The sequence below is a fragment of the Streptomyces sp. 13-12-16 genome, assembly GCF_002114215.1.
In the GTDB taxonomy this organism is placed as follows: Bacteria; Actinomycetota; Actinomycetes; order Streptomycetales; family Streptomycetaceae; genus Streptomyces.
In genome coordinates, this window is record NZ_NCTE01000944.1 from 1 (window position 1) to 2,128 (window position 2,128).

The window sequence follows — 2,128 nt, forward strand, 5'->3', positions numbered from 1 at the left end:
CAGGCCGCGCTCCAGATTGGCGGGACGCAGCCACACCCCCTCACGGAGTTCGGCGAGCCGGAGGGCCACCAGCCGGGTGCGCAGCTCCGCGCGTTCGGCGGGCCCCCGGCCCGTCGCGGTGATCACCACCAGCTCCCAGTCGCCCTCCCACGCGCGCGTGCGCGGCTCCACCGACTCGTCCTGGCGGCGCTGGCGTTCGAGCAGCCGGTCGCTGAGCCGGTAGCCGGCGTCCGTGCGCCGCAGGTCACCGGCGGCGACCATCCTGCTGAGCGCCGCGCGGAGCGTGGACCCGCCGACGTCGAAGCCCTCCACGAGCCGCCCGAGCTCCCTCGCCGACAGCTCCGGCGGGTGCGTACCGAGCAGCAGGCTCAGCACGACCGACCGCGCGGACAGCGGGCGCGGCCGGGGGTCGTCCGGTGGGGCCGGGTCGTTCCTCCGCATGGGGCCGTACTCTACGGCGCCGATCATGTTGCATGATTGCTGCGGCTGTAGTGATAGTGCAACACTCGGGTCATGGCGACCACACTCTCGGACGAGCGGCAGCAGGACTCCGGCGCGCCCGGCGGCGCCACCCACGACGTCACCAATCAGCCTCCTCCCCTGGCCCCCTACGACGCCTCCGACGACATCGCCCTGCTGGAGGGGCTGCGGCGGGAGGGCGCCGGCTGGGCCGAGGAGGAACTGCGCCGGGTCGGCAGGCTGGCCGGCAGCGCGCAGGTGCAGGAGTGGAGCGACCAGGCCAACCGCCACGAGCCCGAACTGCGCACCCACGACCGGTACGGGCACCGTGTCGACGAGGTGGAGTTCCACCCGAGCTGGCACCACCTGATGCGCGCGGCCGTCGCCGAGGGGCTGGCCGCCGCGCCCTGGGCGGACGACCGGCCCGGCGCCCATGTCGTCCGTACGGCCAAGGGCCTTGCGTGGGGGCACACCGAGGCGGGGCACGGCTGCCCGACGTCCATGACGTACGCGGCGGTGCCCGCCCTGCGCCGGCAGCCGGAGCTGGCGGCGGTGTACGAGCCGCTGCTGACCAGCCGGGAGTACGAGCCGGGCCTCGGTGTGCCGACCGGGAAGCGCGGTCTGCTGGCCGGCATGGGGATGACCGAGAAGCAGGGCGGCTCCGACGTCCGTACGAACACCACGTCGGCCGCTCCGACCGCCGAGCCGGGCGTGTACACCCTGCGCGGCCACAAGTGGTTCACGTCGGCGCCGATGTGCGACGTGTTCCTGGTGCTGGCGCAGGCCCCGGGCGGGCTGTCGTGCTTCCTGGTGCCGCGCGTGCTGCCCGACGGCACCCGCAACACCTTCCGCGTCCAGCGGCTGAAGGACAAGCTGGGCAACCGCTCCAACGCCTCCTCCGAGCCCGAGTTCGACGGGACCGTCGCCTGGCTGGTCGGCCCGGAGGGACAGGGTGTGAAGACCATCATCGAGATGGTCAACTGCACCCGGCTGGACTGCGTGATGATGTCGGCGGCGCTGATGCGCAAGACGCTGGTGGAGGCGGGCCACCACGTGCGGCACCGCACCGCGTTCGGGGCCCGGCTGCTGGACCAGCCGCTGATGCGCAACGTGCTGGCCGACCTGGCGCTGGAGTCCGAGGCCGCCACGGCCCTCACCCTGCGCCTGGCCGGAGCGGCCGACCGCGCGGTGCGCGGGGACGCCGGGGAGGCCGCGTTCCGGCGGATCGCGACGGCGGTCGGCAAGTACTGGGTCACCAAGCGGGGCCCGGCCTTCACCGCCGAGGCCCTGGAGTGCCTGGGCGGCAACGGCTACGTCGAGGAGTCCGGGATGCCCCGGCACTACCGCGAGGCCCCGCTGCTGTCGATCTGGGAGGGCTCGGGGAACGTCAACGCCCTCGACGTGCTGCGGGCGCTCGGCCGGGACGCGGCCACCGCGCAGGCGCTGTTCGACGAACTCGCCCTGACGCGCGGGGCGGACGCCCGGCTGGACGCGGCCGTGGCCGGACTGAAGGACCAGCTGGCCGAGGGGTCCCAGGCGGGCGCCCGGCGGCTGGTGGAGCGGATGGCCCTGGCCCTCCAGGGCTCCCTCCTGGTCCGGCACGCCCCGCCCGCCGTCGCCGACGCCTTCTGCGCGACGCGGCTGGGCGGCGACTGGGGGCACTCCTTCG

At 74.7% G+C, this 2,128-nt stretch carries 1 protein-coding gene and 1 pseudogene; one reads left to right on the plus strand and one right to left on the minus strand.

Annotated features, from left to right (window positions below; translation table 11 throughout):
- Positions 1 to 441: pseudogene (locus tag B7767_RS32610) on the minus strand (PaaX domain-containing protein, C- domain protein); the annotation flags it as partial.
- 72 nt (positions 442 to 513) lie between these two features.
- Between B7767_RS32610 and B7767_RS32615 the strand changes: the two are divergent.
- On the plus strand, positions 514 to 2,128 hold a 1,615-nt coding region (locus tag B7767_RS32615; RefSeq protein WP_085575271.1), incomplete at its 3' end, for an acyl-CoA dehydrogenase family protein.